This is a genomic window from Streptomyces sp. NPDC004752, from assembly GCF_053601275.1.
Map to the genome: position 1 here is coordinate 52,626 of NZ_JBSGBN010000036.1, position 22,397 is coordinate 75,022.

19 protein-coding genes and 1 pseudogene are annotated in these 22,397 nt (G+C 71.5%); 11 read left to right on the forward strand and 9 right to left on the reverse strand.

Annotated features, from left to right (window positions below; all coding sequences use genetic code 11):
* Position 1 precedes the first annotated feature (1 nt).
* Positions 2-391, reverse strand: coding sequence for a ribonuclease domain-containing protein (locus tag ACWEKM_RS17455; RefSeq protein ID WP_451622049.1), 390 nt, complete (start codon positions 389-391; stop codon positions 2-4).
* Positions 392-542: 151 nt separating this feature from the next.
* Positions 543-743: a hypothetical protein gene (locus tag ACWEKM_RS17460; protein ID WP_451622050.1), complete on the reverse strand. Its 201-nt coding sequence runs from the start codon at positions 741-743 to the stop codon at positions 543-545.
* A gap of 178 nt (positions 744-921) precedes the next feature.
* On the opposite strand from ACWEKM_RS17460, the gene ACWEKM_RS17465 reads away from it, so the two are divergent.
* Complete coding sequence (locus ACWEKM_RS17465; RefSeq protein WP_451622051.1) at positions 922-2,187, forward strand: sensor histidine kinase; 1,266 nt, start codon at positions 922-924, stop codon at positions 2,185-2,187.
* Between the two features lie 131 nt (positions 2,188-2,318).
* Positions 2,319-3,053 carry a response regulator transcription factor gene (locus ACWEKM_RS17470; RefSeq protein WP_451622052.1) on the forward strand — a complete coding sequence of 245 codons (735 nt, stop codon included), beginning with the start codon at positions 2,319-2,321 and terminating at the stop codon, positions 3,051-3,053.
* Positions 3,054-3,156: 103 nt separating this feature from the next.
* Here the strand turns inward: ACWEKM_RS17470 and ACWEKM_RS17475 are convergent, their stop codons facing one another.
* On the reverse strand, positions 3,157-4,203 hold the full coding sequence (locus tag ACWEKM_RS17475) for a Gfo/Idh/MocA family protein (protein ID WP_451622053.1): 1,047 nt from the start codon (positions 4,201-4,203) through the stop codon (positions 3,157-3,159).
* Between the two features lie 117 nt (positions 4,204-4,320).
* Here ACWEKM_RS17475 and ACWEKM_RS17480 point away from each other — a divergent pair, with 117 nt between their 5' ends.
* The 7 genes and pseudogenes from ACWEKM_RS17480 to ACWEKM_RS17510 all read left to right on the forward strand — a co-directional run bounded on the left by ACWEKM_RS17480 (position 4,321) and on the right by ACWEKM_RS17510 (position 13,647).
* Positions 4,321-5,070, forward strand: a complete 750-nt coding sequence (locus ACWEKM_RS17480; RefSeq protein WP_451622069.1) for a GntR family transcriptional regulator — start codon at positions 4,321-4,323, stop codon at positions 5,068-5,070.
* Positions 5,071-5,192: 122 nt separating this feature from the next.
* Positions 5,193-5,518: pseudogene (locus ACWEKM_RS17485) on the forward strand (hypothetical protein); the annotation flags it as partial.
* A 16-nt stretch (positions 5,519-5,534) separates the two neighbouring features.
* Positions 5,535-6,680, forward strand: a complete 1,146-nt coding sequence (locus tag ACWEKM_RS17490) for an ROK family glucokinase (RefSeq protein ID WP_451622054.1) — start codon at positions 5,535-5,537, stop codon at positions 6,678-6,680.
* A complete protein-coding gene (locus tag ACWEKM_RS17495) occupies positions 6,677-7,258 on the forward strand; it encodes a sugar kinase (protein ID WP_451622055.1) in 582 nt (193 codons plus the stop codon). The genes ACWEKM_RS17490 and ACWEKM_RS17495 overlap by 4 nt, the downstream gene beginning before the upstream one ends.
* Positions 7,259-7,402: 144 nt before the next feature.
* Positions 7,403-10,315, forward strand: a complete 2,913-nt coding sequence (locus ACWEKM_RS17500) for an SNF2-related protein (protein WP_451622056.1) — start codon at positions 7,403-7,405, stop codon at positions 10,313-10,315.
* Complete coding sequence (locus ACWEKM_RS17505) at positions 10,312-12,462, forward strand: SWIM zinc finger family protein (RefSeq protein WP_451622057.1); 2,151 nt, start codon at positions 10,312-10,314, stop codon at positions 12,460-12,462. The genes ACWEKM_RS17500 and ACWEKM_RS17505 overlap by 4 nt, the downstream gene beginning before the upstream one ends.
* A 708-nt stretch (positions 12,463-13,170) precedes the next feature.
* Positions 13,171-13,647 carry a hypothetical protein gene (locus ACWEKM_RS17510; protein ID WP_451622058.1) on the forward strand — a complete coding sequence of 159 codons (477 nt, stop codon included), beginning with the start codon at positions 13,171-13,173 and terminating at the stop codon, positions 13,645-13,647.
* 127 nt (positions 13,648-13,774) lie between these two features.
* On the opposite strand, the gene ACWEKM_RS17515 is transcribed toward ACWEKM_RS17510, so the two are convergent.
* Together ACWEKM_RS17515 and ACWEKM_RS17520 are read right to left on the reverse strand one after the other, a co-directional pair.
* Positions 13,775-15,307: a long-chain-fatty-acid--CoA ligase gene (locus ACWEKM_RS17515; RefSeq protein ID WP_451622059.1), complete on the reverse strand. Its 1,533-nt coding sequence runs from the start codon at positions 15,305-15,307 to the stop codon at positions 13,775-13,777.
* Between the two features lie 8 nt (positions 15,308-15,315).
* Positions 15,316-16,905, reverse strand: a complete 1,590-nt coding sequence (locus tag ACWEKM_RS17520) for an AMP-binding protein (RefSeq protein WP_451622060.1) — start codon at positions 16,903-16,905, stop codon at positions 15,316-15,318.
* Between the two features lie 241 nt (positions 16,906-17,146).
* Between ACWEKM_RS17520 and hemA the strand changes: the two genes are divergently transcribed.
* A complete protein-coding gene (gene hemA, locus ACWEKM_RS17525) occupies positions 17,147-18,391 on the forward strand; it encodes a 5-aminolevulinate synthase (RefSeq protein WP_451622061.1) in 1,245 nt (414 codons plus the stop codon).
* Between the two features lie 81 nt (positions 18,392-18,472).
* On the opposite strand, the gene ACWEKM_RS17530 is transcribed toward hemA, so the two are convergent.
* Positions 18,473-19,654 carry an acyl-CoA dehydrogenase family protein gene (locus tag ACWEKM_RS17530; RefSeq protein ID WP_451622062.1) on the reverse strand — a complete coding sequence of 394 codons (1,182 nt, stop codon included), beginning with the start codon at positions 19,652-19,654 and terminating at the stop codon, positions 18,473-18,475.
* 228 nt (positions 19,655-19,882) lie between these two features.
* Positions 19,883-20,242 (reverse strand): winged helix-turn-helix transcriptional regulator, encoded by a 360-nt coding sequence (locus ACWEKM_RS17535; protein WP_451622063.1) that lies wholly within the window; start codon positions 20,240-20,242, stop codon positions 19,883-19,885.
* Between the two features lie 515 nt (positions 20,243-20,757).
* On the opposite strand from ACWEKM_RS17535, the gene ACWEKM_RS17540 reads away from it, so the two are divergent.
* Positions 20,758-21,681 carry an NAD(P)-dependent oxidoreductase gene (locus ACWEKM_RS17540; protein ID WP_451622064.1) on the forward strand — a complete coding sequence of 308 codons (924 nt, stop codon included), beginning with the start codon at positions 20,758-20,760 and terminating at the stop codon, positions 21,679-21,681.
* Between the two features lie 230 nt (positions 21,682-21,911).
* Here the strand turns inward: ACWEKM_RS17540 and ACWEKM_RS17545 are convergent, their stop codons facing one another.
* A complete protein-coding gene (locus ACWEKM_RS17545; protein ID WP_451622065.1) occupies positions 21,912-22,187 on the reverse strand; it encodes a hypothetical protein in 276 nt (91 codons plus the stop codon).
* An 18-nt stretch (positions 22,188-22,205) separates the two neighbouring features.
* The coding region (locus ACWEKM_RS17550) for an acetyl-CoA carboxylase biotin carboxyl carrier protein subunit (protein ID WP_451622066.1) at positions 22,206-22,397 on the reverse strand (192 nt) is incomplete at its 5' end.

Genomic DNA, 22,397 nt, shown 5'->3' on the forward strand with positions numbered 1-22,397 from the left:
CTCAGCAGCCGTAGTCGATGAGGTCGAACGAGACGTAGTGGTCGGCCGTGTAGTAGTCCTCCTGGTTGTCCTCACCGGTGACGATGCGGCGCGCGCCGCGCGTGTCGGAGCCAGGGGTCTTCACCGTGTACTCGTGGTAGTAGCCCTGCGACTGGCTGGGCAGCACGCCCTCGCGGTTCTGGAAGACGGTGCCGTCCTGCGGGTAGGGGTACGGGCCGCCCTGGTCGATCAGCCTGAGCGTGTCGTACGCCTGGGACGGCAGGTCGCTGTAGCAGATGTCGCCGACGGCGGTGGCCGCGGCGTCGGCCGTGGTGGCGGTGGCGCCCATGAGGAGCGCGGACAGGAGCGCCGCTGTGGCGCCGATGCGGGTGGCACGTGGGGGGAATCTCATGGCCCATGATGATGCGCGCCGAAGGTGGCATGTCAATGACAACTTAGCGATTTTGCCGTCATGCCCGGTGAATTTTCTGGGAGTTGACATTGAGCCCCGCCCGCGGCCCCCCGCCCGCGGCCCCGCCGCCCCCGGCCCCGCCGGGCGCGGCTCAGCGGGATTTCCGGCTCTGCGCCGCCGCGAACAGGGCGAACGCGAGCACGATCAGGGAGATGCTGACGTAGACCTCGTACCCGTCGAGGAAACCCATCCGCTGGACCAGCCCCACATGCCAGTCGGTGAACTCGTGCACCAGGCCCATGACTCCCTGCGCCAGGGCGAGGAAACCGATCAGCTCCACAAACTGCTTCATGTCACGAGCCTTGCGCCCCGGCCGCCCGTCGCGCATCGGCCGTGCGGTCCCTCGGCTCCGCCGCGGGTGGACGGTGTGTGCCGCCCGGACCGCCGAAAGTGTCCGGCACCGCGACTTTGGTCGAAGGTCCGGCGCTCGGGGCCATCCCGCCCGTCGATCCCGCATAGATTTATCGACTGTGAGTGGTACGCAGGACACGGAGTCGCGGTCGGCGGCGCACGGTTTCCAGGGCCGACGGTGGCTGTTCCCGTCGTCCGTGATCCATGACTTGGACCCGGACACCGGACCGGCCGGGCGCCGACCGCGGCGCACCGCACGCGACTGGGCCGTCGACTTCTCCTGCTTCCTGCTGGCCGCCGCCGTGGGCCTGGAGGGCGCCGATTCCCTGCGGCACGAGATCGGCCTGGCCCACTCCCTCGCCGTCCTCGACCAGACGCTGGGCGCCCTGGCCTGCGCCGCCCTCTGGCTGCGCCGCCGCTGGCCGGTCGCGCTCGCCGTCGTCATGATCCCGGTCGGCTTCCTGTCCAGTTCCGCCGGCGGCGCCGGCCTGGTCGTCCTGTTCACGCTCACCGTGCACCGGCCCCTGCGGTACGTGGCCTGGATCGGCGGTGCCGGCCTGGCCCTGGTTCCGCTTTTCTACTGGCTGCGTCCCGCCCCCGACGCGTCCTATACGAGCGTCGTCGCGCTCACCGTGCTGATCACGGTCTCCGTCGTCGGCTGGGGCATGTTCGCCCGCTCCAAACGACAGCTCATGGTCAGCCTGCGGGACCGGGCCCGGCGCGCCGAGACGGAGGCGCGGCTGCGCGCCGAGCGGGCGCAGCGGCTCGCCCGCGAGGCCATCGCACGGGAGATGCACGATGTGCTCGCCCACCGGCTCACCCTGCTCAGCGTGCACGCGGGCGCCCTGGAGTTCCGGCCCGACGCGCCCCGCGAGGAGGTCGTACGGGCGGCCGGGGTGATCCGGGAGAGCGCCCACGAGGCGTTGCAGGACCTGCGCGAGATCATCGGCGTGCTGCGGGCGGGCGACGCCGACGACGCCGGTCGCCCGCAGCCGACACTGGCCGCGCTGAAGGCCCTGGTCGCCGAGGACCGGGAGGCGGGCGCCGAGGTCGAACTGGACAGCCGCGTCACCGACCCCGCCGCCGTGCCCGCCTCCATCGGCCGCACCGCCTACCGCATCGCCCAGGAGGGCCTGACCAACGCCCGCAAGCACGCGCCCGGAACCGAGGTCACGGTGACCGTCACCGGCGCCCCCGGCGACGGCCTGACCGTCGTCGTGCGCAACACCGCACCCGAGGGCGACGTCCCGCACGTCCCCGGCTCCGGCCAGGGACTGATCGGCCTCACCGAGCGCGCGACGTTGGCCGGCGGCAGGCTCGACCACGGTGCCACCGCGGACGGCGGCTTCGAGGTGCGGTCGTGGCTGCCGTGGGGCGCCGCCTGAGACCACGTCCACACCGCCCCGGCGGACGGCCGAGCCGGACACCCGCGCGCCCCGGTGGGCCCAACACCCGTGACTACGTACGTGGTGGTGGGCCCAACACCCGTGATGACATACGTGGTTACGTAAGGGCCATGACTGCGATCAGACTGCTCCTCGTCGACGACGACCCGCTCGTGCGGGCGGGCCTGGCCCTCATGATGGGCGGGGCCGACGACATCGAGATCGTCGGCGAGGCCGCCGACGGGAGTGAGGTCGAGGCGCTCGTCGACCGCACCCGTCCGGACGTAGTCCTGATGGACATCCGTATGCCGTCGGTGGACGGGCTGACGGCCACTCAGCGGCTGTGCGGTCGTGCGGACCCGCCCCAGGTCATGGTGCTCACCACCTTCCACGCCGACGAACAGGTGCTGCACGCCCTGCGCGCGGGCGCCGCCGGCTTCGTCCTCAAGGACACCCCGCCCGCCGAGATCGTGGCGGCCGTACGCCGGGTCGCGGCCGGTGATCCCGTCCTGTCGCCCACCGTCACCCGCCAGCTGATGGCGCACGCGGCCGACACCGCCGCCGCGACCCGCCGCTCCCGCGCGCGCGAGCGGCTCGCCGCGCTCAACGACCGCGAGCGGGAGGTCGCCGTCGCGGTCGGTCGCGGCCTCGCCAACGCGGAGATCGCAGCCACGCTCTTCATGAGCGTCGCCACCGTGAAGACCCATGTCTCCCGCGTCCTCGCCAAGCTGGGCCTCAACAACCGCGTGCAGATCGCCCTCCTCGCCCACGACGCGGGACTCCTCGACGACACGGACCCCACGCACGGCACGCACGGCACGCACGGCACGGACGACCCACACGGCACGGGCGGCGCCGGGCGCTAGATGGATTGCCCTGTCCGGTGGTCGCGTCGTGGGCCCAGCGGGAAGAGGCGGACAGCCCTGGGCGCGGCCGGCGGTCGACGCGGCATCGGGGTGCGGCCGGCGTTCACCACAAGGGCGCCCGGGGCGTGACCCGGGCCCCGTCCCCGTCCCCGCCCTCGATCTCCGCCAGCCGCACGGGCCGCCGCTCCCGCCAGGACACCTCGCACGCCTCGGCGACGCGCAGGGCCTGCAGCGCCTCATACCCGTCGCAGGGATTGGCCCGCTCGCCGCGCACCACCTCCACGAAGGCGCACAGCTCGGCCTCGTAGGCGGGGCCGAACCGCTCCAGGAACCCCGCCCAGGGTTTGTCCGCGGGCGGCGGCCCGGTCGGTTCGGTCGAGGCGACCGGCGTACGGTCGTCCAGCCCCACCACAACGGTGTCCAACTCCCCGGCCAGCTCCATCCGCACGTCGTAGCCCGCGCCGTTCAGCCGGGTCGCCGTCGCAGTGGCCAGCGTGCCGTCGTCCAGGGTGAGCACGGCCGCCCCCGTGTCGATGTCACCGGCCTGTCGGAACATCGCGGGACCGGCGTCCGACCCGGTCGCGTACACATCGGCCACCTCGCGTCCGGTCACCCAGCGCAGCACATCGAAATCGTGGATCAGGGTGTCCCGGAACAGCCCGCCCGACAGCGGCAGCCACTCGGGCGGGGGAGGGGACTGGTCGGCGGTCAGGGCCCGCACCGTGTGCAGCCGCCCGAGCCGCCCTGAGCGCACCGCCTCCCGCGCGCCCGCGTATCCCGCGTCGAACCGCCGCTGGAAGCCCATCTGCAGGACCGTGCCGGCCGTGTCGACCTCCGCGAGCGCGTGCAGTGTGCCCGGCAGGTCGAGGGCGACGGGCTTCTCGCAGAAGACGGGCAGCGCCGAGCGGGCCGCGCGGCCGATCAGTTCGGCGTGGGCCGAGGTCGCCGTGGTGATCACCACGGCGTCCACTCCCCAGGTGAAGATCTCGTCCACCCCGGGCGCCGCCGTCTCGCCCAGACGGTGTGCCAGTTCCTGGGCCCGCGCCGGGTCCGCGTCCGTGAGGATCAGCGAACCGACCTCGCGATGACGGCTGAGCGTGTGGGCATGAATGGTGCCGATACGGCCCGTACCGATGACCCCGATGCGCATGGAAACAAAGTGAGGGCCGACCCCGGACGCTGTCAATCTATATGTCCGGACAATCGAACCTCACGACTTCCCGTCAACCGGCCACGGAGCTACGCTCGGGCCGTGCCGAAACCAGAAGTGGACCCGACCGCATCGCTGGACCTCAGCGTGGACCGCAGTTCGCCGGTCCCGTTGTACTTCCAGCTGTCCCAGCAGCTGGAAGCCGCGATCGAGCACGGGGCGCTCACGCCCGGCAGTCTGCTCGGCAATGAGATCGAGCTGGCCGGGCGGCTCGGTCTGTCCCGTCCGACCGTTCGCCAGGCCATCCAGTCCCTCGTCGACAAGGGACTGCTCGTCCGCCGCCGTGGGGTCGGCACCCAGGTCGTGCACAGCCGGGTCAAACGCCCGCTGGAGCTGAGCAGCCTCTACGACGACCTGGAGGCGGCCGGCCAGCGCCCCGCGACCTCCGTCGTCGTCAACACCGTCGTTCCGGCGTCCGCCGAGGTGGCGGCGGCGCTCGGCGTGACCGAGGGCGGCGAGGTGCACCGCGTCGAGCGGCTGCGGCTGGCCCACGGCGAGCCGATGGCGTACCTGGTCAACCATCTGCCGCCCGGCCTGCTCGACCTGGACACCGCGCAGCTGGAGGCCACCGGCCTGTACCGGTTGATGCGCGCCGCCGGGATCACCCTGCACAGCGCCCGGCAGTCCATCGGGGCCCGTGGTGCCACGGCACTGGAGGCGGAGCGGCTCGGTGAGGCCGAGGGTGCCCCGCTGCTCACCATGCGGCGCACCACCTTCGACGACACCGGCCGTGCGGTCGAGTTCGGCGACCACATCTACCGCCCGTCCCGCTACTCCTTCGAGTTCCAGCTGCTCGTACGCCCCTGACGGGCTGCTCGTGCGGCCCCGACGGCTGCTCGTACGGCCCGGCGACCCGCGTTCGTACGGCCCCGGCGACCCGCCGTTCTCCGGGGTGGCCGTTCTCCGGGGTGGGTCCGTCGCGTACGGCGCAGTCCGGTGTGGTCCTCACCTATGTGGCCGCGGCATACGACCAGGGTCTGGGCGCCATAGTGACCACCCATAACCCGCTGATCACCCATAACCCGCAGCACGCGTATCTGATGGGGACCGGTTCGTTCTGCTGTGGCGCAGCACCATGGTGGGCCATCACACAGGGGACGAGACCACCCCGGCAGGGGACGAGATCACCCTGGACGAGCCGTCCGGTCAGATGGCGGGCGGGGCCGACCTGGGGGCCGTGGGCCACGAACCGCGGTGCGGTCGCGGCCGTCGCCGAGCCCCATCCGGTGCCCGTACCGCACCCACCCCGCGGTGAGGCAGAATCGGCCCTGATGAGCACCTACCGCGACCTCACGGCCCCCATCGGCTCCCGCAGAGCCCCCGTCCTGCGCACGGTCGGCACGCGAGAACGCCGGTCCCCCCTGACCGCCCCCCGAGTCCCCACCGTGGGCATCGACATCGGCGGCACGAAGGTCATGGCGGGCGTCGTCGACGCCGACGGCAACATCCTGGAGCGGCTGCGCACCGAGACGCCGGACAAGTCCAAGAGCCCCAAGGTCGTCGAGGACACCATCGTCGAACTGGTCCTCGACCTGTCCGACCGGCACGACGTGCACGCGGTGGGCATCGGCGCGGCCGGCTGGGTCGACGCCGAGCGCAGCCGTGTGCTGTTCGCCCCCCACCTGTCCTGGCGCAACGAGCCGCTGCGCGACCGGCTGGCCGGCCGGCTCGCCGTGCCCGTCCTGGTCGACAACGACGCCAACGCCGCCGCCTGGGCCGAGTGGCGCTTCGGCGCCGGCCGTGGCGAGGACCACCTCGTGATGATCACGCTGGGCACCGGCATCGGCGGCGCCATCCTGGAGGACGGCCGGGTCAAGCGGGGCAAGTACGGCGTCGCGGGCGAGTTCGGCCATATGCAGGTCGTGCCCGGCGGCCACCGCTGCCCATGCGGCAACCGCGGCTGCTGGGAGCAGTACAGTTCGGGCAACGCACTGGTCCGCGAGGCCAGGGAACTCGCCGCCGCCGATTCCCCGGTGGCGTACGGGATCATCGAGCACGTCAAGGGCAACATCGGCGACATCACCGGCCCGTTGATCACCGAACTGGCCCGCGAGGGCGACGCGATGTGCATCGAACTGCTCCAGGACATCGGTCAGTGGCTCGGTGTCGGCATCGCCAACCTGGCGGCGGCCCTCGACCCGTCCTGCTTTGTGATCGGCGGCGGTGTCTCGGCCGCCGACGACCTGCTGATCGGCCCCGCGCGAGACGCCTTCAAGCGCCATCTCACCGGCCGCGGCTACCGCCCCGAGGCCCGCATCACCCGCGCCCAGCTCGGTCCCGAGGCCGGCATGGTCGGCGCCGCCGATCTCGCCCGGCTGGTCGCCCGCCGCTTCCGGCGGGCCAAGCGCCGTCGGGTGGAACGGCACGAGCGCTACGAGCGGTACACCCAGGCCCGCCGCCCCCGGGACACCGCATGACCGCGTCGCTGCCGCGTCAGGCCGAGCCGACCGGCACATCGGGACGACCCGTCGAGAGCCCCGGGCGCAAGGCGCGCCGCCGGGCGCTCACGCTGCTGATCATCGTGCTGCTCATCGGCGTACCCGCGGGCTATCTGATGATCTCCGCCGACCAGAGCCGCGACAGCGGCAAGGACAAGGAGGCGAAGTACTCGGCGACCGGTCCCACCGCGGGCTGGCCGTCGAAGGTGCAGCGCCGCCTCTACCAGGTGAACGTCCCGCACCCGGCGGACCAGGTCGCCTACTACGAGACCAACAACTGGAAGACCAGCAGGCTCTACGTCCAGTTCCGCACCACCGTCGCGGGACTCGACAGCTTTCTGCAGGCGATGGACATGCGGCGGGACGACCTGAAGCCGGACGACCTCACCATCGGCGGCCGCGACCAGAAGATCGCCCGCTGGGACTTCACGGGCCCCGGCTCGTGGTCGGGCTTCTCCCGTGAGCAGAAGAACCCGGCGCCCAGCCAGGACGTGGTCGTGAACATGTCCGATCCGACCTACCCGATGGTGTACGTCGTCTCACGCACGGTGCCCTGACGGCCCTGACGGCCCTGACGGCCCTGACGGCCCTGACGGCCCTGACGGCCCTGGCGCCGGTTGGCCGCCGGGGCCGATTGTCGGACCCCGCCCGTACAGTCGAAGGCGTCTGGTCCGACGCATGGGTGGGAGGTGGCAGGACGTATGAGCGGCACGGCTGCGGAGGCCGAGCGCACCCGGGGACCCGGGGAGACCGGGGGACCCGTTCCGGTGCGGCTCGCCGCCGTCTACCTTCCCGCGCCGCTCCCGCGCGACGGCCGGATCGCCTTCTGGGACCCCGAGGGCCGACCCCTGCCCGCCGCTCCCGACGCGACACCCCCCGCGGCGGCCCAGGCGCCCCCGGCCGCCGACCACCGACGGCCGGCCGGCCCGCGCCACGACGAACTGACGGTCGTCCGCCCGCACGGTGCGAGCGTGCGCCGCAGGACGGTGCCCGCGCTGTCCCTGCCGCTCGACGCGGCCCTCCCGCTGCTCGTGCGGGCCCGGCACCACCCGGCCGCCCACCCGGCGACGGCCTGCTGGGGCGCGGCGACCCTGCACGCGCTGCGGCTCGCCGCCCGCGGCCGGCTGCTGCCCGGCCTGACCGCCGCCGGGCACGACGCCTGGCGGGCCGGCCCCCTGGAGCCCGACGACATCGCCCACCTGCGCGCCGTCGCCGCGGCCCTCCCGGCCGAGGGTCACGCCGTGCCGCTGCCGGGCCCCGGGCCGCTCAGGCTGCCCGAGCCGGAGGCGCTGGTGCGCTCCTTCCTGGACGCGGTCGCTGACACCCTGCCCCGCACCCCGGCCGCCCCGTACGCCTCCGGAGGGCCCTTCGCCGCCCGGGAACCCCACCTGCTGACCGCCGCCCACGACTGGGCGGCGGAGGTCGCCGCGGGCATGGACGCGGGCGTGCGGATCTCGCTCCGCCTCGACCTGTCGGCGTACGACCTCTTCGACACCGGCCCCGGCGGCGACGGGACCCGCGCCGCGGGCGCCGCGATCGTCCAGGTGCACAGCCTCGCCGACCCCACCGTGGTGGCCGACGCCGCGGCCCTGTGGGCGGGGGAGGCCGACGCGGCGTTCGGGCCACGCGCGCGTGTGGACGCGGCCCTCGCTGTCCGCCGCGCGGCCCGCGTGTGGCCGCCCCTGGACCGGCTCGCCGAACAGGACGTGCCAGCCGTGCTCGCCCTGTCCGAGGAGGAACTCGGCGACCTCCTCGGAGTGGCGGCCACCCGGCTCACGGCCGCCGGGGTCGCCGTGCACTGGCCCAGGGACCTGGCGCACGATCTGACGGCGACCGCGGTGGTGCGCTCCGCGCCCGGCTCGGCGACCGACGGCACCGGCTTCTTCGAGAGCGAGGAACTGCTTCAGTTCCGCTGGCAGTTGGCCCTCGGCGCCGATCCGCTCAGCGAGGCGGAGATGGACGCGCTCGCCGAGGCGCACCGCCCCGTCGTCCGGCTGCGCGACCGCTGGGTGCTCGTCGACCCGGCGCTGGTCCGCAAGGCGCGCAAGCGCGAACTGGGCCTGCTCGACCCGGTCGACGCGCTGTCCGTGGCGCTCACCGGCAGCGCGGAGGTCGACGGGGAGCGCGTCGAGGCGGTGCCGGTCGGCGCGCTGGCGGCGCTCCGCGACCGTCTCACGGCCGGGATCCGTCCCGCCCGGCCGCCCGCCGGACTGCACGCCACTCTGCGCGACTACCAGCTCCGCGGGCTGGCCTGGCTCGACCTGATGACCTCCCTGGGGCTCGGCGGCTGCCTCGCCGACGACATGGGCCTCGGCAAGACGATCACCGTCATCGCCCTGCATCTGAAGCGGGCCCGCGACGAACCCACCCTCGTGGTCTGTCCCGCGTCGCTGCTCGGCAACTGGCAGCGGGAGATCGCCCGGTTCGCGCCCGGCGTCCCGGTCCGCCGCTTCCACGGCCCCGACCGCACCCTCGACGGCCTGGCCGGCGGCTTCGTCCTCACCACGTACGGCACCCTGCGCTCGACCGCGCCCCGCCTCGCCGAACAGCCGTGGGGCATGGTCGTCGCGGACGAGGCACAGCACGTCAAGAACCCGTACTCGGCCACGGCCAAGGCCCTGCGCACCGTCCCGACCCCCGCGCGCGTCGCCCTCACCGGCACACCGGTGGAGAACAACCTGTCCGAACTGTGGGCGCTGCTCGACTGGACCACCCCCGGACTCCTCGGCCCGCTGAAGTCCTTCCGCGCCCGGCACGCGCGCGCGGTGGAGAACGGCGAGGACCCGGAGGCCGTGGAACGGTTGGCCAGCCTGGTCCGGCCCTTCCTGCTGCGCCGCAAGAAGTCCGACCCCGGCATCGTCCCCGAACTGCCGCCCAAGACGGAGACCGACCACCCGGTGCCGCTCACCCGCGAACAGGCCGCGCTGTACGAGGCGGTGGTGCGCGAGTCGATGCTCGCCATCGAAACGGCGGAGGGCATCGCCCGCCGCGGCCTGGTCCTCAAGCTGCTCGGCGCGCTCAAGCAGATCTGCGACCATCCCGCGCTGTACCTCAAGGAGCCGCCGCCCGGGGAACACCTGGCCGCCCGTTCCGGCAAACTGGCCCTGCTCGACGAGTTGTTGGACACCCTGCTGGCCGAGGACGGCTCGGCGCTCGTCTTCACCCAGTACGTCGGCATGGCCCGCCTGATCACCGCCCACCTGGGCGCTCGCGCGGTCCCCGTGGACCTCCTGCACGGCGGCACACCGGTACCGGAGCGCGAACGCATGGTGGACCGTTTCCAGAGCGGGGCGACCCCGGTCCTCGTACTCTCCCTCAAGGCCGCCGGCACCGGCCTGAACCTCACGCGCGCGGGCCATGTCGTCCACTTCGACCGCTGGTGGAACCCGGCCGTCGAGGAACAGGCCACCGACCGCGCCTACCGCATCGGGCAGACCCAGCCGGTCCAGGTCCACCGTCTGGTCACCGAGGGCACGGTCGAGGACCGTATCGCCCGGATGCTGGAGTCCAAGCGCGCCCTGGCGGACGCGATCCTCGGCTCAGGCGAGTCGGCCCTCACGGAGCTGACGGACCGTGAGCTGTCCGACCTGGTGTCGCTGCGGAGAATGTCATGACGGCCGACCGGGAACGCCCCGCCGACATCGCCCGCCGCGCACTGCGCGCCGCCCGGAAGCGGACCGATGCCGATGCCGATGCCCCGCAGAGCCCGGCCCCGGGCTCAGCGGGAGAACAACCGCGCGGTACGGGTTCGGGTGCGGGGGAGGCGGTGTCGCGAGGGGCGGCTTCGGGTGCGGCGCGGACACTGTCGCCGGGGGCGGCTTCGGGTGTGGCGGAGGCGGTGTTGCGAGGGGCGGCCTCGGAGGTGGCGGAGGGGCGGCTCCGCGCGGTGGCTTCGCGCGCGAAGGAGCAGCGCCCAAACGGGGCCGCTTTGGAGACGGCGGAGGAATCGCCGTGGGGAGCCGCTCCGGATACCGGTGGGGCGTCCCACGGTGCCGACGGTGCCGACGGCACGGGTGGCCGTCCCGTGGGGCGGCCGAGGCCCGGCGATGCGGCGCGGGCCGCGATCAGGTCCGCCGCGTCCGCGCACCGCACCGGGAGCGGCGTCCGGCGGACGGACGAGGGCGACGGCGCCAGCGGCGCGGCGGTACGACGGGACGATCGCGACACAACGCGCTCCACAACAGACAGCACGCCAAAGGCCCCGGTCCCCTCTCCCACCGACGAAGCCGCCTTGGACACGGCGCGTCCGGCCGACGCCGCCGCGACAGCGGGCCGTCCCGCGGACGCGGCCCGACAGGCCCTCCGAGCGGCCCGCCGGGAGCCACCAGGGGCCGACGGGCCATCCCGGCCATCCCGGCCCTCCGAGCCATCCGGGCCGCCGCCCGACACGAGCCCCGCTCCGGTACCACCCGGCACCACAGCCCCCGAGCACACCGGCACCCACACCGATCAGGGAACTCGGACAGGCTCTCCACTCCTTCCCCGGACCATGGCCACCCCCCACCGCGACGGTGAACTCCGGCGTACCTTCCCGGCGTTGCCCAGCCATACGGCATCGCTCGGCCCGGCGGCGTCCTTCGCCGCCACCTGGTGGGGCAATGCCTGGATCGCCGCTCTGGAGCAGGGCGCGCTGGATGCCAAGCGGCTGGCGCGCGGACGCGGATACGCCGAGCAGGGCCACGTGGACGCGATCACCGTGACACCGGGACTCGTGCTCGCGTATGTGCGGGGCAGCCGCCCGCGGCCCTACCGGGTACAGGTGCGGCTGCGCATGTTCGACGAGGCCGACTGGGAGCGGTTCCTGGACACCGCCGCCGAACAACCCGGCCGTATCGCCGCGCTGCTCGACCGGCAGTTGCCGACGTCCCTCGCCGACGGCGGAGCCGCGCTGCTGCCCGGCCCCGGCGACCTCGCCCCGCAGTGCAGTTGCCCCGATTCGGGCCACCCCTGCAAGCACGCCGCCGCCCTCTGCTACCAGACGGCACGGCTGCTCGACGCCGACCCCTTCGTTCTGCTCCTGCTGCGCGGCCGCGGCGAACACCGGCTGCTCGACGCGCTGTCCCGTCGCAGCGCCACCGCCGCGGCCCGCGCCGCGCGGGACCGGCAGCCCCGGCAACTGCCCGGCGTACGGGCAGCCGAGGCCCTCGCCGGGCGCGAACTCCCCCCGCTCCCCGCGCCGTTGCTCCCGCCCGCGCATCCCGGGCAGCCCCCGGTGTACCCGGCAGTGCCGGGCGGCCCCGACCCCTTCGACCTGGACCAGCTGGCGACGGACGCCGCCGCCCGCGCGCACGCGCTGCTGTCCACCGGACGGGACGCGGTCGGTGAACTGACGCTGTGGCAGGACGCGGTACGGCTGGCCGCGGCCCGCCCCGGTTCCGGCCTGACCGCCGCCACCCGCGCGCTCTACTCCGCACTGGCCGCCGCCGCGGGCCGTACCCAGGCCGAACTGGCGCGCGCGGTCGCCGCCTGGCGGCAGGGCGGACCGGACGGGCTCGCCGCCCTGGAGGAGCCCTGGGACCCACCGGCGGGCCGTTTCGACCGGGCCCGGCCGCTGCTGCTCGCCGCGGACCTCCCCGCGTTCCGCCCCTGGCGCAACCACCTCACCCACCCGCAGGGCCACGCCCAACTCCGCCTGGGCCGGGACGGCTTGTGGTACGCCTACGAGTCGGAACCGGGCCACGACGACTGGTGGCCCCGCGGCACCCCGGACCCGGACCCCGTCGGCGCCCTGACCGGCCTGGGCATCCAGAGCGCCGACTGACCCGGCACGCCCGTTGCCGATACCTTGCGTTCCCGACTCCCCTCGCGTGCTCGCTGTGCCCCTGCGTTCCCGTTGCCGCCCTCGCGGTGCTCGCTGTCGCCCCGCGCGCCCGCTGCCCCCCGCGTTCCCGTTGCCGGCCTCGGCGTCCCTCGGCGTCCCTCGGCGTCCCTCGGCGGTCTCGGGGACAGAGCGCCGGCAGGCGTCCGCCCAACGGCTCTCGATGTCGAAGCGAGCAGCGGCTCACCGGCCGCTCCTGATCCGGGGCCGACGGCATCGTCCGGGTCGACGTCAGCACCGACATCAGCACCTACGGGGGCACCGACGAGGGCACGACCCGGCGGCCGGTCCGGTTGCACGCCGCGCCGCGACGGGTCGGCTGGGGACCCAGGGCTACCTCTTCGACGTGGTGGTCCGGCACCCGGTGAAGGCGGTGTGACGCGGGCGGACGCGCGCTTGAGCAATCGAAGGAGTGAGCATTCGTCAGATAATCACCGTAAAGGGCTAACTCTCCGTCAATCCCTTTGTTTTCTGGGTATTTGACGTGCCATCGGCTGTCTGTGAAGAGGTGTGCGGGTGCCCTGAGTCCCTCGTTCGGCTCCCCCGGCGACGGCCTGTCGATATGTCCGATATGACAGCCATGGGAGCTGTTTGTACGTTCAGTCATGCGCCGGCTGCGCGGTCGGCCCTCTGCCAGACAGGAGACGTTGCATGCTGATGACCCGCTCCACTGCTGTCACCGCCGGTATCGCGGCCGCCGCGGCCCTGGCCGCGACCGGCATCACCTACGCCTCGGCCGCCTCCGCGCCGGTCCAGGTGGCCCCCGCCCAGGTGCCCCTCGGTGCCGGAAAGGGCAGCGAGGGCAATGAGGGCAACGAGGGCAGGGGCAAGGGCTTCGAGGAGGAGGGTCTGATCCACATCAACGAGCGGTCGTACTCCTCCCATCCGGGCGGGTGCATCACCGTGGTCAGCGGCCTGGGCGCCAAGAGCCTCAACATCCGCAACGACACCCGCCGTACCGTCGAGGTCTTCCGCGGGGCGGTCTGCGACAACGGCGCTCCCATCGCCACGGTCGGGCCGCACAGTTCCAGCGACGGCGTGAACCCACGGTCCAACGACGGCTTCGCCGTCGAGGACGCAGTGGTGGGCAGCTTCCGGGTGGTCAAGGACCACGACGGCAAGTACTGAGCCGACCGCATGACGGGGATCCCCGGCCCGCCGGAATCGGGCCGGGATCCCCTCCGGGCAGGGCCCGGACCCGACCATTGTGTGACAACCCGCGCTTCGTGAGCATCCGGCGAAGAAGGTCCCGGTGTCAGCGGCCGAACCGTGCCGCCAGCTCGCGTTTGAGGACCTTTCCACTGGGGCCGAGCGGGAAGCCGTCGACGAACTCCACCACCCGGGGATACTTGTACGCTGCCAGTTTCTGCCTGCTCCAGGCCACGATCTCCTCGGCCAGTTCCGGGCCGGGCACCGCCCCGGGCCGCACGGACACCACCGCGCACACCTCCTCGCCGTGCCGGTCGTGCGGCACGCCGATGACCGCCACCTGTGCGATCGCCGGATGTCGCATCAGCACCTCCTCCACCTCGCGCGGGTACACGTTGTACCCGCCGCGGACCACCATGTCCTTCTTCCGGTCGACGAGGGAGAGATAGCCGTCGGTGTCTTTCACACCGAGATCACCCGAGCGGAACCAGCCGTCGACCAGCACCTCGGCGGTGGCCTGCGGCCGGTTGAGATACCCGGCCATCACGTTGTGGCCGCGGATGACGACCTCGCCCAGTTCGCCGGCCGGGAGAAACTCGATCCGGCCCTCCACGTCGGCCCTGGCAATCTCCACGTCCACGCCCCAGATCGGTCTGCCCACCGTGCCGGGCCTGCACGGCCACGCCTTCTGGTTGTATGCCACCACCGGAGACGTCTCGGTGAGGCCGTAGCCCTCGTAGATCGGGCAGCCGAAGGTCTCCTCGAACTCGTCGAGCACCGTCACCGGCAGCGCCGAGCCACCGGAGAACGCGCGGTCCAGACGGGGGCGCTGCCGCGCGTCCCCGATGGCCGCGAGCAGGCCGATGTACATCGTGGGGACGCCCATGAACACCGTGCAACCGTGCTGCACCATGAGGTCGAGCGCCCCCGCGGCGTCGAACCTCTCCATCAGTACCAGCGTCCCGCCCGCCCGGAAGCAGGTGGCCATCCCGCAGATTTGCCCGAACGTGTGAAACAGCGGCAGGCAGCCGAGGAGGACGTCGTCAGGACCCAGGTCGAACGGGGACAGCATGGTGGTGCCGACGTTCATGACCACGTTGAGGTGGGTGAGCATCGCCCCCTTGGGCCGGCCCGTCGTACCCGAGGTGTAGAGGACCACCGCGATGTCGTCCGGCCTGCGCGGCGCCAGGCGGTCCAGCGGCGCGATGTCCCGGGCGAGCGCGTCGAGACGGGGACGACCGCCGCTGCCCTCCCTCTCCATGACCGTCAGCAGCGGCACCCCCGCCAACTCGGCGCCCTTGGCGCCCTCGTCCAGCAGCGGCTCGGCGCATACCAGCGCCTTCGCCTCGGAGTCACTGAGGACGTAGGAGATCTCGTCGGCCTTCAACAGGGCGTGCACGGGCACCGCCACCGCGCCCAGCGCGAGCACGCCGAAATACGCCTTCGGGAAATTCGGCGTGTTGGGGAGCAGCAGCGCGATCCGGTCACCGGGCCCGAAGCCCTGGGCGCGCAACACCGCGGCGTACTGCCTCGCCTCCTGCCACAGCTCCCGGTACCGCAGCTCCTCGCCGCCGAAGACGAGCGCCGGATGGTCCGGCCGGCGTTCGGCGGACTCGGCGAGCACGGATGCCAGCGACATGTTCACGCTCACCTTCGCTCCCATGCGTCCGCGCGCAGCGCCGCCTTGTCGGGCTTGCCGGTATGGCCGAGTGGAATCTCGTCGTAGTACCTGATCTCCACCGGCGCGTGGTTGGCCGAGAGGTCCCGGCTCACCCGGGCGCGCAGCTGGTCCGCCCTGATGGCCGCCCCCGCCCGCAGCACCACCGCAGCGTGGACATGTTCGATCTGGTCCTCGTCCGCTACGCCGAACACCGCAGCCTGAACCACCTCCGGGTGGGCCAGCAAAACGTTCTCGACGGCCGTCGGATGCACCTTGATGCCCCTGGTCTTGATCACATCGGCCAGCCGCCCATGGAGGTGGACGTAGCCGCGTTCGTCGAGACAGCCCAGGTCGCCGGTGTGCAGCCAGTCGTCACGGATCGTGCGCGCGGTGAGCTCCGGCGCGCCCCAGTACCCGAGCATCGCGTACGGCGAGCGGACGCAGACCTCCCCGACCTCGCCGGAAGGCAGTTCGCGATGGTCGTACGGGTCGCGGATACGGACCTCTGCCGCCGTCGGCCGCCCGGCCGTGGCGAGCAGGCTCGCGTCGTGGTGGTCGGCCGGACTCAGCTCGCTGATGGGCCCCACCTCGGTGGTCCCGTAGGTCTGGGCGAGCACGTCACCGAACACCTTCACCGCCTCGGCCAGTCGCGTCGGCGACGCGGGGCAGCCCGAATACGTCAGCGTCTTCAGGCTCGACAGGTCGTAGGCGCCGGAGGCCGCCTGATCGAGGAGCATGTACAGCTGCGGGGGAGAGACCGTCATCCGCGACACCCGGTGGGTCTCGACCGATGCCAGGGCCTCGGCCGGGTCGAAGCCCTCGTGCAGGACGACCGTGCCGCCGGAGACGAGTGCCATGTCGGCGACCGCTCCGCTGGTGTGGCTCAGCGGCAGCGTGGACAGATAGACCGTCCGCGCGTCCTTGGGCAGCCCCGTGACGGCCATCTGCCGTACGCCGAAGGAGACCGTGACTCCCTTCGGGGTGCCGGTGGTGCCGCTGGTGTAGGTCACGGTGGCGGGATCGTCGGGGGCGATCCCGATGTTCGGCGGGTCGCCGGGGCCGCCCCCGCCGTCCGCGTCGAGGCCGAGAATGTCGGTCAGGTCGAGCACGTCGTTGCCGAGCGCCCCGAGACCGACGAGGTGCGGGGCGTCGGTCATCCCGACGCACAACTCCCGTGCGAGGTCCAGGTGTTCCTCGTCCACGGCCAGCAGGGTCGGGTTGGTCGCCTCAAGAATCCCGCGGCGGGCGTCGACGCTGATGCGGTCCAGCGGGTCGACGGCATTGGCGGTCTGCAGATGTACCACCATCGCGCCGATGAGGTTCGCGGCATACCGCAGGATCAGGGTGGCGGGCGTGTTGGTGACGGTCAGCAGGCCGACGACCGTCCGGTCGTCGGACCGTGCGCCCGGCTCACTGCGGCGGCGGTCCAGAATCTGCGCGGCCGACGTTACCGAGTGGATGAACTCGCCGGCGGTGACGGGTTTGCCCTGCCACCACAGCGCCACCCGCGCGGGGTTGACGGACAGCTCTCTCAGAATCTCACAGACGTAATTGCGACCGATGTTCCTCACACTCACCGCGAACTCCCGTCAGGCCGGCCGTTTACCGAATTCAACTGCAGCCGCCGAAGAGTTCGCTCTTTCGCCGGTAACTGAACCCGGTGAACTGCGGGTTACCCGCCGCTGGACGGGCCGCACGGCGGTGGTCTGCGGGTTACCCGGCGCTGGACGGCACGGATATAGCTTTTCCAGAAAATCGAGAAGCCCAGCACAGTCGGCCCCCGATACCGCTACGGCAAGAAGAGAGTGAGTAGACGTCATGGCTCAGCACTTGGAGATCTTTTCGCGCCAGATGGACGAACTCGCGGACAGTAAACGAGAGTTTCTGGAGATCGGGCGCCTGGCCGGACGATTTCCCGCCGCAAGCGCACGGACCATGAGCGGCGACAGCGACTCATCCGAAATAAACATCTGGTGCAGCAACGACTACCTCGGCATGGGGCAGAACCCGCTTGTGCTGGATGCCATGAAGGAAGCCATTGACACCTTCGGCGCCGGCTCCGGCGGTTCCCGCAATATCGGGGGCACCAACCACTACCACGTGCTCCTCGAAAGGGAGCTTGCGCATCTGCACGGCAAGGAGGAGGCGCTGCTGTTCAGTTCCGGATACACCGCGAACGACGGGGCCCTGACCGTCCTCGCGGGCCGCATGGAGGGCTGCGTCGTCTTCTCCGACGAACTGAACCACGCCTCCATCATCGACGGGCTCCGCCACAGCGGCGCCGAGAAGCACATCTTCCGCCACAACGACGTCAAGCACCTGGAGGAGCTGATCGCGCAGGCGGACCCGACCCGCCCGAAGCTCATCGTCGCGGAGTCCGTGTACTCCATGTCGGGCGACGTCGCACCGCTCGCCGAGATCGCCGAGATCGCACAGCGCCATGGAGCGATGACCTTCCTCGACGAGGTGCACGCGGTGGGCATGTACGGGCCCGAGGGCGCGGGTATCGCCGCGCGGCTCGGCATCGCCGACCAGTTCACCGTCATCATGGGCACGCTGGCCAAGGGCTTCGGCACGGCCGGTGGCTACATCGCGGGACCCGGGGCGGTCGTCGACGCCGTCCGGAGCTTCTCGCGGGCCTTCATCTTCACCACCTCGCTGCCGCCGGCCATCGCGGCGGGAGCGCTCGCCGCCGTGCGCCATCTGCGGGGCTCGGAGAAGGAACGCGACCAGCTCTGGAGCAACGCCCAGCTGATGCACGGGCTGCTGAGGGAGCGGGAGATCCCCTTCGTCTCGGACAACTCGCACATCGTGTCCGTGTTCGTGGGCGACGAGAAGAAGTGCAAGCAGGCGTCCGAGCTCCTGCTCAGCGGCCACGGCAGCTATGTCCAGGCGATCAATGCGCCGAGCGTGCGGGCAGGGCAGGAGATTCTCCGCGTCGCGCCCGGCGCGGTGCACAGCGCCGTGGCGGTGCGGGAGTTCGTCGAGGCGCTGGACCAGATCTGGGGGACCGTCGACATTCCGCGCGCGTCGACGTCGATTCCGGCACAGGCGATCGGCTGACCTGCCCTACGGGCAGAGCGGCGCCCCCGCGCCGGAGGAGGACTCCGGCGCGGGGGCGTTCGCCTGCCTGATGAGGAAGGCTCAGAGCAGCGGGGTGTCGGGGGCCATGCCGAGGATGACGCGGCCGTAGACCTCCAGGTTCGCGCTCAGCAGGATCCAGCCGTGCAGCGACAGCCCCTGGATGTCGCGGTGGAACCGCTGCAGCGGAACGTCGCGCTTGATGACCGATGCGCCGCTCGCGTTGTAGAGGATCTCCACCGCCTCCTTGGCGAGTTGTACCGCGTAGGCGCTGTGGCCGCGTACGGCGGCCCGCTCCTGGAGCGACGGTTCCTCACCAGCGTCGGCGCGCTCCTGGAGGGTCCGGTACATCTCGGCGGCCAGCGCCTCCGCCGCCGCGATCTTACTCGCCGCAGTTGCCACCTGGATCTGTGTGAGGGGGTGTTCCTTCTGACTGGTCCAGGACGTGTAGCTGATGCCACGTCCCGGCAGCCGCTCGAGGAACAGCTCGTATGCCCCGCGTGCGATGCCGATGAAAGTGGAGACGGCCTGCGAGAACAGGAAGCTGTAGAGGCCGTAGCCGCGCCCGGCGGGCGGCGGGGGCAGTTCGATGCCGGCCTCGATCGCCGCCTGCGCCTCCGAGGGGATGACCACCCGGTGCGCCGGCACGAAGACATCCTTGGCGGTCGCCGTCGCGCTGCCGGTGGCGGCCAGCGACGATGCGTGCCAGTCGTCCTCGATGGAGAACTTGGAGATCGGCACCAGGGCGATGGCGTCGTCGAGCGTCCCATCCGGACGCTCGACGAAGGCGAGCATCATGTTCCAGTCCGCCCCGTGGCAGCCGGAGTTGAACCCCCACCTGCCGTTGAGCGTGTAGCCGCCCTCGGTGGGGGTGAGCGTGCCGGTCGGGCTGAAGCCGCCCGAGACGCGGACGGAGGGGTTGGCGAAGATCTCCTCCTGCAGCTCGCCGGGATACAGCGTCACCATCCAGGCACTGGACACCCAGACCATGGCGACCCAGCTCGTCGAGGCACAGCCGCGCGCGATCTCGGCCAGTACCTTGGACTGTTCCTCCAGGGAGAAACCGAGGCCGCCGAACTCGCGGGGTGTGGCCATACGGAACACGCCGGCCTTTTCGAGGAGTTCAAGGTTCTCATCGGGCAGCCAACGCCGGTTCTCCGCCTCGAGTCCGTTCTCGCGGAGCTTGGGGACAATGTCCCGTACGGCTTTCAGCACGGATGCGACGTCAGTTTCGGTGGTCACCATTCAGGCTCCTCGGTCGTTTGCATGACGGGTGCATACACGGGGATTCGCGCGAGCCGGCTTTCGCGATCCTCGCAGAGCACACCCCGGCCGCGGTCACGCTCCGGTAATCTCGGGTCCGTTTCGCCGAATGGTGAGCTGTGAATGACCTGACAATGAGAGCGGCGCCGCATGGCTGCGACGCCGATTATTTGAACGCTGAGTGCGAAGGTGAGATGAATGGGGGCCGGATCAAACGTTCTCGGGCACCGAATCCGCCTTCTGCTCTGCCTTCTCGGGCAGGTACTCACGGCCCCAGGCGCCCAGTGGCTTGAGGGCTTCGTTGAGAGCGAAACCGCGCGGGGTCAGTGAATACTCCACGCGCACCGGGGGAGCCTCGTATGTCTCGCGGTGGACCACACCGTCCGCCTCCAGCTCCCGAAGGTGCTGGAACAGTACCTTCTCGCTGACGCCCGGAATAAGCCGCCGCAACTCCCCGAAGCGCCGGTCCTGCCCGGCAAGAGCCCAGAGGATGACCACTTTCCACTTACCGCTGATGACTTCGACCGCGGCGTCCAGTCCGCAGTGTGTCGGCCTGACTCTGACGCTCATGCTCCCACCCCGCTAGCTGACAAATGGCGCTCCCCGGCCGGCGTGAACTCCGGCCGCACGAGTAACTCCATGGTAACGCAGGGTCGTTGAACTGGAGCGGAGGGCGTTCATGGTCGGCTGGATCCGGCCTTCCGAGAGCGCACGGAAGCCTCCCGGGCCGTGCCTACGAGGCTGCGGCCGCGACAGCGGCGGCATGGGGGCATGGCCGAGACAGAGCGCTCCGCGAGCGCTGACCTGGCGCCCTTGACGCCACGGCAGGGGCGGGCATTTGCCCTCCGGCAGGCCCGCGCAGATCCTATCGAGGCTCGTCGGGGCGAGCGAGGAACTCTCTCAATGCTCGGTAATTCTCCGGTAATCAAAACCTCTGACGCATTCGATTCACCGTCGATTATCGCGCGGGCCACCCTGGCACATACTTTGCAGTAAGTACTTGAGCGGCCGCAGGTGGCGGTATAGATTTCCAAGGGCGTACTTAACAGGGGGCATCATGGCGTCCGTTGCCGAGGCGCACCCGTATGCAATCCAAGAGAAATGCTAGAAGGAGCGTGGTTGTGGTGGCCGATGCGAATCGTGTACCTGTATCAGTTTTAGGTCTGGGCATGATGGGAGCCGCGCTGGCTGGTGCGTACCTCAAGGCCGGCCACCGGACAACCGTGTGGAACCGCTCGGCCGACAAGGCGGACGCGCTCGTCGAGCAGGGCGCGGTGCGCGCGGACAACGTCGCGGCGGCCGTGGCTGCCAGCGACATCCTGGTGATCTGTGTCGTCGACTACGACGCCCTGTACACGATCCTTGACCCGGTCAAGGACTCGCTGTCCGGCAAGGTCGTCGTCAACCTCACCTCCGGTGTCCCCGAGGACGCGCGCAACGCGGCCAAGTGGGCCGACGAGGTCGGCGCCGAATACCTCGACGGCTACATCATGACGGTCCCCCCGGCCGTCGGGCTGCCGCAGACGCTGCTGTTCTACGGCGGCTCGCAGGCCACCTTCGAGGCCCATGAGGAGACGCTGAAGGTCCTCGGCGGCAACAGTGTCTTCCTCGGAACCGACGCGGGCATCGCCTCGCTCTACGACCTCGCCCTGCTGGGCATCCTGTGGTCCTCCTTGGCCAGCGCACTGCACGGCTACGCCCTGGTCGGCAGCGAGAAGGTTCCGGCCGCGGCGCTCGCGCCGTACGCCGAGGCATGGATCACCCATGTGGTGCTGCCCAGCGTCAAGGGCGCGGCCCAGATGGTCGACGCGGGCCAGTACGGCACGGCGTTCTCCACCACCGACCTCAACGCGGTGGGCCTGGTGAAGCTGGTCGAGGCGAGCAAGGCCCAGGGAATCCGGCCGGATCTGATGATCCCGATCAGGGAGTTCCTCGCCAAGCGGGTGGCCGACGGGCATGGCGACGAGGCCATCGCCGGAATGATCGAGGTCATCAAGAACCCCGAGTAAGGGCGCAGTCGGCGGGCCGTCATCATCCCTGCGGGCCGCCGCTCACGCCTGGCACGGCGAGCCCCTTCCCGTGCCAGGCGTTCTTGCGTCCGGGACCGGGCAGCCTGTCCCGTGCCGGGGCAAGCCTCCGTCCCGTGCCGGGCAATTCCCGGAGTTCCGTGCCGGACGGTTCCGTGTCCCGGGCTCCGGTCAGTCGCGCAGCCCTGTTGATCACCGTGGCCGCCAGACCGTTACGCGGCGTGCGTCGCCCGGAACGCGGTGATCCGCCGCTCAGCCGGCACGGGCCCGGGCAGCAGGAGTTCCGCCCGGAAGGTCATCGTGCGCGGGTCCAGCGTGATGTCCGCGTGCCCGAAGTCGAGCGGGCGCCGCGCCGGCGGGAACCACGCCTCGTAGACACTCCCCTGCGCGCTGAACGGCAGCCGGTCCCATCGGCCGGCGCGGTTCGCCCCGGGGGCCGGGCGCGATCGGCACGGGCGCGCGGCCCAGGTCTGCCAGGCCCGCCCCACGGACGGCCTGACCCGCTCTCACTCCTTGATTTCGCAGATCACCGCGCCGGAGGTGAGGGAGGTGCCGACCTCGGCGCCCAGGCCCTTGATGGTGCCGGAGCGGTGTGCGTTCAGTGGCTGTTCCATCTTCATGGCCTCCAGGACGACGACGAGGTCGCCTTCCTTGACCTCCTGGCCCTCCTCGACGGCGACCTTCACGATCGTGCCCTG

Bases quoted from the DNA above. Each gene is read 5' to 3' on its own strand.
- ACWEKM_RS17530 (WP_451622062.1), bottom strand. From the start codon at position 19,654: ATGGTGACCACCGAAACTGACGTCGCATCCGTGCTGAAAGCCGTACGG.
- ACWEKM_RS17535 (WP_451622063.1), bottom strand. From the start codon at position 20,242: ATGAGCGTCAGAGTCAGGCCGACACACTGCGGACTGGACGCCGCGGTC.
- ACWEKM_RS17540 (WP_451622064.1), top strand. From the start codon at position 20,758: ATGCAATCCAAGAGAAATGCTAGAAGGAGCGTGGTTGTGGTGGCCGAT.
- ACWEKM_RS17475 (WP_451622053.1), bottom strand. From the start codon at position 4,203: ATGCGCATCGGGGTCATCGGTACGGGCCGTATCGGCACCATTCATGCC.
- ACWEKM_RS17510 (WP_451622058.1), top strand. From the start codon at position 13,171: ATGCTGATGACCCGCTCCACTGCTGTCACCGCCGGTATCGCGGCCGCC.
- ACWEKM_RS17455 (WP_451622049.1), bottom strand. From the start codon at position 391: ATGAGATTCCCCCCACGTGCCACCCGCATCGGCGCCACAGCGGCGCTC.
- ACWEKM_RS17495 (WP_451622055.1), top strand. From the start codon at position 6,677: ATGACCGCGTCGCTGCCGCGTCAGGCCGAGCCGACCGGCACATCGGGA.
- ACWEKM_RS17460 (WP_451622050.1), bottom strand. From the start codon at position 743: ATGAAGCAGTTTGTGGAGCTGATCGGTTTCCTCGCCCTGGCGCAGGGA.
- ACWEKM_RS17470 (WP_451622052.1), top strand. From the start codon at position 2,319: ATGACTGCGATCAGACTGCTCCTCGTCGACGACGACCCGCTCGTGCGG.
- ACWEKM_RS17505 (WP_451622057.1), top strand. From the start codon at position 10,312: ATGACGGCCGACCGGGAACGCCCCGCCGACATCGCCCGCCGCGCACTG.
- ACWEKM_RS17490 (WP_451622054.1), top strand. From the start codon at position 5,535: ATGAGCACCTACCGCGACCTCACGGCCCCCATCGGCTCCCGCAGAGCC.
- ACWEKM_RS17500 (WP_451622056.1), top strand. From the start codon at position 7,403: ATGAGCGGCACGGCTGCGGAGGCCGAGCGCACCCGGGGACCCGGGGAG.
- ACWEKM_RS17515 (WP_451622059.1), bottom strand. From the start codon at position 15,307: ATGTCGCTGGCATCCGTGCTCGCCGAGTCCGCCGAACGCCGGCCGGAC.
- hemA (WP_451622061.1), top strand. From the start codon at position 17,147: ATGGCTCAGCACTTGGAGATCTTTTCGCGCCAGATGGACGAACTCGCG.